The organism is Mesorhizobium sp. M2A.F.Ca.ET.037.01.1.1 (assembly GCF_003998075.1).
In the GTDB taxonomy this organism is placed as follows: Bacteria; Pseudomonadota; Alphaproteobacteria; order Rhizobiales; family Rhizobiaceae; genus Mesorhizobium.
Map to the genome: position 1 here is coordinate 1 of NZ_RZSA01000244.1, position 7,428 is coordinate 7,428.

Here is a 7,428-nt window from a genome sequence, read left to right on the forward strand (position 1 = left end):
GGCTGGCCATGCGCCAGGCGCCGGCGAGGCGCTCGCGCTCGGTGAGCGGCAGCGGTGACAGCAAAGGGCGGGAGAGGTCGGCAAAAGCGGCATGGTTCGCGGTGTTCAAGCAGATTCCCTCAAAGAAAGCATCGTACTTTATGTACGAAGTCAGGTCAAGCGCGGTTCGTACAATTTGAACGATATGCTTCGTCTTGAGGTTGAGATCAGGCAATCCGCATCGGAAAGCCTTCGAGCTGCACGCCGATTTCGCCAAGCGCTCGCCCCAAGATCGACTGGACCATCTCATGCCTGTCCGGCTTCAGCAGGCTCAAGCCCTTCCGCAATGCGTCCCGCCAGGCGTCGCCGCGCTCCCACGCTTCCGCGAAAGCCAGTGCAAGGTCATCCTGTCGGCGCGTCGTATCCAGCGCCTCGACCAGCAGGCCCGCCTGATGCAGGTCCTTCTCCCGCTTCGCCGCCGCGCCTCGCTCGCGGCGGGTCGCCACGATCAGCTTGTGAACGGCGAAGCGTTCGGGCGAGGGGACAAGCACCGGCACGCCGGAGCGATGCAGCAGCACCGTCCTCACCGGGTCGCGGATCAGGAAATCGAGGAAGCGCAGCGGCTGCGCCGAGGCGCCGCCGAGCGAAGGCATCAGGCTGGCGCGGTCGGCATGCTCGTCGCTGCCGCGGTTGGGGGTGAGGAACTCGATCCGGTAGCGCGAGGCGTTCTCGTACTGCGTCGCGCGGCCGGCATCGGTCCGGTGCGGGATTTCGCGAAACGTCGGATCGACTGCCTTCAGCACGTCGATGACCGGCGGCATGCTGTCTTCCACTTCGGCCGAAACGGAATGGAACTGTGCGAAATCGGCATCGCCTGTCTGCAGCGCGGCACCCGGCAATCGCACCCCGAGATGCCCGGCATAGGTCTGGAAAGCGACGGTGCCCACCAGCACCGCGCGCAGCCGGAAGAGCCCCGCCTTTTCCAGCGCCTCGACGACATCGCCGGTGAAGGTCTCGGGTGCGGTCAGGCCGGCATCGCGGACAAGCGTGGAGACCAGCTTGCGGCGGCTCTTGAGGTCGCCCTTGATCTCCCTGAAGGCCGCAACCCGACTGGCGATCTCGGGATCCTCGGCCGGACCGACATAACGCCTCTTTTTCTCGGGGCGGGTTTCCTCGAAATACCAGTAGTCGCGGCCCTTCACCGGCACGCGCACGAAATTGCCCGCCGTCGAGAAATCCGTCTCGAAGGAAGCATCGAGGCTGCGCTGCACCAACTCGGCGTAGAGGGTGCGGTAGGCGAGGTCGATGGTCTTCATGGCGCTGCTATTGTGCGTTATAAGATTCCTGAAATTTTCTTATAATTGCGCGCCGCCAAGTCGATTGCAAGTTCGTTATAAGAAATTCGTGAAAATCTTATAACCACCGGCATCTCCCCTAGGGGAGATGAAACTCGTGGCCCAATTGGCGTCGCAAAAAACCGCTTCCCCAACCTGGCAAACAGTGCTTTAACGCGCCCATCCACAGGGGTGCTCCGTACGGTCGGGGCTGAGATGGTGGCGGCAAGCCTCCGGACCCTAAAGCTGATCTGGATAATACCAGCGGAGCGAGGCGGGCCATGTTTTCCGGCGCACAGATTTCCCTTTATCCCATGGCCGACGATTTCGTCGGCGTCATCCTCGGCGCGTTGGGCGCGCTCGATCCTTACCGCGACAGGCTGAGGATCGAGACCGACGACATCTCGACGCTGCTGGTCGGGCCGCCCGAAGTGCTGTTCCCGGCGATGCGCGACCTCTTCGTGGCGGCGGCCAAAAGCGGCAAGCATTGCGTGCTGTCGGCCGCCGTCTCGCGCGGCTGCCCCGGCGAGCCGGACGACCCGATCTGCCGTTCCGACGAGATCGGCGGCCCGGCGGTCCCGCTCGACGAGCGCAAACGCGCGGCGCTCGGCGCCGTGCGGTCGACGCCCTCGACCGACCAGGCGGTGGCGGCGCAATTCTCGCTCTATGTGATGGGCACGGGCGATCACATGGACGAGATCTATGGCTGCATCGACTTCCTGAAACAGTCCGGCGTGTTCGACCGTTCCAAGAACTTCTGCACCAGGCTGCGCGGCGACGCCGGCGCAGTGTTTGCCACGCTCAACGAAGCCTTCTGCCGCTTCGGATCCGGCGCGGGGCATGTGACCCTCGACATCACCATCTCGGCCAACAGCCCGACCGCGGTTTGAGCGCAAGCTCGAGCTGTCTAGGAGAGTTATCGTGGCTGTTTGGTATGACCTATTGCATGGGGGAGAGGGCCCCATATCTGACCGCCTCTCTGAAGAGGGAGCGCAGCCTTCGGCCATTGGCGAAAGCCGAGGTGAAGGCCAATCTCCCCCCTTGTGGGGGAGATGCCTGGCAAGGCAGAGGGGGGCGCTGTCCCGCCGGCATGTCAGGCGTTCGCAAGCGCAGCCTTCGTCGGATGCTATGGGGCAAGTTTCGCAGGGAGGCGTTCCTTCGCGCCCCCCTCTGTCCTGCCGGACATCTCCCCCACAAGGGGGGAGATTGGCTCTCACGGCGACCTTCGCCAAAATCGCTCCCGCCGCCCTCGCGTTTGCGTTGCTGCTCCTCGCCTGGGAGCTCTACGCCCGTCTCGGCGGCCTTGCGCCCACCGTGCTCCCCGCGCCGTCCCGCGTGCTGGCGCAGGCCTGGGAGAACCGCGCGGCACTCGCCGAAAACACGCTTCCCACCATCCGCGCCACGCTTGCCGGCTTCGCCTGCTCGCTCGCCGCCGCCTTCGTGCTTTCGGCGCTGGTCGACTTCCTGGCCCCGCTGCGCCGCGCGCTGTTTCCGCTGCTGATCGCCAGCCAGACCTTGCCGCTGGTGGCGATCGCGCCGCTGGTGGCCTTGTGGTTCGGCTTCGGCCTCTTGCCGAAGATCCTGCTGGTCGCGCTGGTCACCTTCTTCCCGAAGATGGTGGCGCTGGTCGAAGGCTATGCCGCGACAAGCGCCGAAATAAGCCAGATGCTTGCCGCCATGGGGGCAGGGCGCTCGCGCATATTCTGGCTGGCGCGGCTGCCGTCGGCGATGCCCTATTTCTTCGCCGGACTGCGCATCTCCATCACCTATGCGGTGGTGGGCGCGATCTTCGCCGAATATGCGGGCGCCGCGAAGGGGCTGGGCATCTACATGCTCAGCGCCAAGAACAACTTTCGGCCCGACCTCGTGCTTGCCGCCGTTGCCGTCAGCTCGGCGCTGACGCTGGCATTGTTCGGCCTCGCCGTCCTGGTGCAGCGCCTCGCCATGCCCTGGGAGAGGGCCGACCGCAAGGCCGAACCCTCCGGGCACCGGCCATGACCCGGCTCGAGCTTCGCGATGTGCGCAAAAACTTCGGCGCGCTCGAGGTTCTTGGCGGCGTTTCGTTCGATGTCGGCGCAGGCGAGTTCGTGTCGATCCTCGGCCCCTCCGGCGCCGGCAAGTCGACGCTGTTTCAGCTCCTCACAGGCGCGATCCGGGGCGAGGGCGAGATGCGTTTCGACGGCGCGCCGCTCGATGGCGCCCGCTTCGCCTTCATGCCGCAGCGCGACGCGCTGATGCCGTGGCGGCGCGTCATCGACAACGCCACGCTGGGGCTTGAAGTGCAGGGGATGACGCGCCGGGCCGCGCGCGAGCGCGTGGCGCCCTTGTTCGCCGAATTCGGCCTTGCCGGCTTCGAGCGCGCCTGGCCGGCCGAGCTGTCGGGCGGCATGCGCCAGCGCGCGGCGCTGCTGCGCACCGTGGTGCAGCAGCGCGACATGCTTTTGCTCGACGAGCCGTTCGGCGCGCTCGATGCGCTGACCCGGGCGGCCATGCAGCGCTGGCTCGAAGGCATGTGGCGAAGCCACCGCTGGACGGCGCTGCTGATCACCCATGACGTGCGCGAGGCGGTGCTTCTGTCCGACCGCATCTATGTGCTTTCGGCGCGGCCCGCGCGCGTGGTGCGTGAGGTGGCGGTGCCGCTGCCGCGCCCGCGTACCGAAAGCGCCGCGCTCGCCCGCGAGGCGGCCGCGATCGAGGCCGGCATCCTCGACACGCTGCTTGGTCAGCCGACCCCAATTCCCGACCATCCGATGGAGAAATGAAATGACCGACTTCACCCGCCGGCAGGCGCTGTTCCTGGCCGCCAGCCTGCCATTTGCCGGGGCCGTTACGCAGGCCCGGGCCGCCGCGCAAAAAATCACCGTCGCGCTCGACTGGACCGTCAACACCAACCACATCGGCCTGTTCGTTGCCGGCGACAAAGGCTTTTACCGCGACGCGGGGCTGGACGTCGAAATCCTGCCTTATGGCGACACCGGCTCGGGCACGCTGGTGGCCAACCGCGTTGCCGATTTCGGCATTTCGGGTTCGCTCGGCCTGTTCACGCAAAAGAGCGCCGGCGCCGACCTGAAGGCCGTCTATGCCGTCGTCCAGTCGGAAACCGGCCGCGTCGTCTTCAACGCCGACCGCGCCGCCATCAAAAGCCCGAAGAATCTCGACGGCCTGACCTATGGCGGCTTCGGCAGCGCCTGGGAGAACGCGCTGTTGCAGACCATCATCCGCCAGGACGGCGGCAAGGGCGATTTTTCCACCGTGACGCTGGGCACCTCGGCCTACGAGGCGCTGGCCAATGGCGCGGTCGATTTCACGCTGGAAGTCTCGACCTGGGAAGGCGTCGAGGCCGAGCTGAAAGGCCTCAAGCAGCGCAGCTTCCGCTACGCCGATTACGGCGTGCCGGACGAGCACACGACGCTGATCGTTTCCAGCAACGCCTTCCTCGCCACCAATCCAAAGGCCGCCGCCGCCTTCGTCCAGGCGACGCGGGCCGGCTATGCCTTCGCCGTCGACCACGCGAAGGAGGCAGGCGAGCTGCTGGTCGCCGCCAACCAGGACACGCTCACCAACACGGCGCTGATCGATGCATCGCTGAAGGCGCTCAACGACGGCCATTTCCTGAAAAGTGCGGCCGGCGCCATCGGCACCATGGACAAGGCGAAGATGGAAGCTATGGGCGGCTATCTGTTCGCCTCGGGGATATTGCTCGACGGCAACGGCAAGGCGCTGAAGGACAAGCCGGATCTGGGCGCATACTTTACGAACGAGTTTCTGGAGTAGGGGCCAAGCGCCGAAGGAACGCGGCTTTGCGCTGGCCTTTGCGGGAAATCCGGTGCGGAGCCTAATTCTCGACGATGGCGCGAAGGAGCGCGGTTTTGATGTGCCACCCAGCTTCGCCTTGCAGCAACAGGGCGGCCTCATAGAATTTCGCCATGGCCGGACACAGGCCTGGAAAGTCCTGGTTGGCGTTTGAGATAGCCTCCATCTCTGCCGGCGTGCCGCCGATTTTTGTGAAAACGTCGGCGACCAGCGACCAATCCTGATCGCTGGGCACAGCCGCCGGCAGGCGGCTTCTTTTGGCGGCGCCGTAGGCGCGGAACAGCGTGGCGCCGATCCTGTCCAGGTCAGCCAGGAAATCGTGGCCGGGTGCATTGATCGCGTCCGGCCCGTTGCGCAGGTAATTGTTGCAGGTGGCCGGCGTCTCGCGCGCCATGACATGATTGAGCATGTCGAGTTGCGCCGAAAGCACTTCCGAAGCATTGCTGTCGGGGGTCGTGGGCAGGAGCGGCGCGTATCTATGCCTGAGATCGGCGACCGCCTGCCTGCTGATATTGCGCACTTCTGTTTGGTTTCCAGCCTGGGCCGCGGCAGTGATCTTACGCAGCATCGCATCGTAGTCGTCCGGAAATTCCCGGGCGATGGCCTCGAAGATCCCGAGATTCTGCTTCCGGATCTCGGCATCGATGTCGGCGGTGGCCAGCGCCCGGGGCGGCATCGCCACAGACTGATAGTGGTGATGTCCGCCGCCGAACGTCGTTGGCATCACGTCAGCCCCAACGATGCTCACGGGGATGACCGCCACCACTTGCAACCATTTCCAAGGTGACATTCGCCGGCCCTCCCGATCCCCGTTCAATTTCCCCCGAGGGTCAGCGCCTTCTTACGGTCGGCCTTGGCGCGTTTCAAATCGCCCTTGGCTGCCCAAGCCAGGCTTCGGGCGGTGTAAGCATCTGCATATCTGGGGTAAAGCTTGATGGCTTGATTGAAGCTGGTGATTGCCCCGTCCTGGTCGCCCGCTCGCGCCCGCAGAAGGCCTCTGCCGTAGTAGCCGCCGGGGCTGTTCCGGTCGATTCGGATAGCCGTCTCAAAGTCGGCCTGGGCTTGCTTCAAGTCGCCTTTGACTACCCACAAAATTCCACGATCGACATGCACCTTGGCAACGTTCGGATCGAGTTCGATGGCCTTGCCATAGTCTGCGATCGCGCCATCGTAATCCCCGATGATCATTCGGCTGATGCCTCGACCATGAAAGTTCGAGGCATAGGTGGAATCGAACTCGATCGCCTTGCCGAAATCGTCGATGGCACGTTTGTGGTCGTTCTTGGCCGTCCAGGCGAAAGCGCGAGCGGAATAATAGCTGCTGTTTTTTGGCTCGATCGCGATCGCGCTGCCATAGTCGGTTATGGCTCGATCGTAATTGTCCTTCTGTCCCCACGCGAGACCGCGATACCCAAAAGCCTCAGCGTTGTGGGGATCGATCGCTATGGCATGGTCGAATTTTGCGATTGCAAGATCGTATTGACCCTTGTTGTACAGGGCTATGCCGCTCTTGGTGGCGTCGTCCATCGCCGCGGCGTCGGCAGTCGTTGACTTGTATGAAGCCTTCGCCGCAGCCGCATCGTCGCGCTCCTTGCGGGCATTTGTGTAGTTTGGATCGAGACGCAAGGTTTCATCGAAATCCGCGATGGCGCGGTCGTATTGCTTCTTCCTGTTCCAGCAGAATCCGCGGTTGAACCATGCTTCGGCATTCGTTGGCTTCAGTCCGATCGCCTTTGTCGAATCGGCGATGATGCCCTCGCAATCGTGTTTTACAGACAGGGCTCGACTGCGCAGCACATAAGCGTCGACATTGTTCGGTTGCAACGAAATGATGGTGGTCAGATCCGCGATGGCGCGGTCGATCTTGCCCCTCTGTCGCCAGATGAGAGAACGATTGAAATAGCTGTCGGTAGACTTGGGATCGAGCTCTATTGCCTTGTTGTGGTCGGCCAACGCCCGGTCGGAATCGCCCTTCAGCGTATAGGTAAAGCCGCGCAAGGTATGGGCGCGGGCATTGGATGGGTCGGCGGCGATCGCCATGCCGTACTGCTCAAGCGCGCGGTCGAGTTGGTTTTGACCGCGCCAGATATCGCCCGCTTCGATAGCGTCTTCCGCTGCCTTGTTCGGAAGCCGGCCGGTTGGTTGGGAGGCTGCGGCCTTGCCTTTCGCCGCCAGTGCCAGTTCGCGGCCTTCGCGGGCAACCGTCATCTTCGGATCGAGCTTCAGCGCCTGGTCGAAATCGGCGATCGCCTGGTCGTAGTCGCCCTTGGCGGCGAAGGCGCCGCCGCGCCCGAAATAGGCC

The 7,428-nt window shown here is 64.1% G+C and carries 8 protein-coding genes and 1 riboswitch; of the genes, 4 read left to right on the forward strand and 4 right to left on the reverse strand.

Annotated features, from left to right (window positions below; translation table 11 throughout):
• Nucleotides 1-214 (reverse strand): hypothetical protein (locus EOA27_RS40690; RefSeq protein ID WP_189562031.1); only part of this gene is annotated, 214 nt, incomplete at its 3' end.
• Nucleotides 207-1,295 (reverse strand): GSU2403 family nucleotidyltransferase fold protein, encoded by a 1,089-nt coding sequence (locus tag EOA27_RS14420; protein WP_126083392.1) that lies wholly within the window; start codon nt 1,293-1,295, stop codon nt 207-209. The genes EOA27_RS40690 and EOA27_RS14420, both read right to left, overlap by 8 nt.
• A 196-nt stretch (nt 1,296-1,491) precedes the next feature.
• Nucleotides 1,492-1,604, forward strand: a riboswitch (TPP riboswitch).
• On the opposite strand from EOA27_RS14420, the gene EOA27_RS14425 reads away from it, so the two are divergent.
• The 4 genes from EOA27_RS14425 (at nt 1,595) to EOA27_RS14440 (ending at nt 5,087) form a co-directional block, all read left to right on the forward strand.
• Complete coding sequence (locus EOA27_RS14425; protein WP_126083391.1) at nt 1,595-2,203, forward strand: YkoF family thiamine/hydroxymethylpyrimidine-binding protein; 609 nt, start codon at nt 1,595-1,597, stop codon at nt 2,201-2,203. It overlaps the preceding riboswitch by 10 nt.
• Nucleotides 2,204-2,441: 238 nt before the next feature.
• Complete coding sequence (locus tag EOA27_RS14430; RefSeq protein WP_126083390.1) at nt 2,442-3,311, forward strand: ABC transporter permease; 870 nt, start codon at nt 2,442-2,444, stop codon at nt 3,309-3,311.
• Nucleotides 3,308-4,075, forward strand: a complete 768-nt coding sequence (locus EOA27_RS14435; protein ID WP_126083389.1) for an ABC transporter ATP-binding protein — start codon at nt 3,308-3,310, stop codon at nt 4,073-4,075. Before EOA27_RS14430 ends, EOA27_RS14435 begins: the two co-directional genes overlap by 4 nt.
• A gap of 1 nt (nt 4,076) precedes the next feature.
• Complete coding sequence (locus EOA27_RS14440) at nt 4,077-5,087, forward strand: ABC transporter substrate-binding protein (RefSeq protein ID WP_126083388.1); 1,011 nt, start codon at nt 4,077-4,079, stop codon at nt 5,085-5,087.
• Nucleotides 5,088-5,148: 61 nt separating this feature from the next.
• On the opposite strand, the gene EOA27_RS14445 is transcribed toward EOA27_RS14440, so the two are convergent.
• Nucleotides 5,149-5,916 (reverse strand): hypothetical protein, encoded by a 768-nt coding sequence (locus EOA27_RS14445; RefSeq protein WP_126083387.1) that lies wholly within the window; start codon nt 5,914-5,916, stop codon nt 5,149-5,151.
• A gap of 23 nt (nt 5,917-5,939) precedes the next feature.
• Complete coding sequence (locus EOA27_RS14450) at nt 5,940-7,334, reverse strand: tetratricopeptide repeat protein (protein WP_245491092.1); 1,395 nt, start codon at nt 7,332-7,334, stop codon at nt 5,940-5,942.
• Between the last annotated feature and the right edge of the window lie 94 nt (nt 7,335-7,428).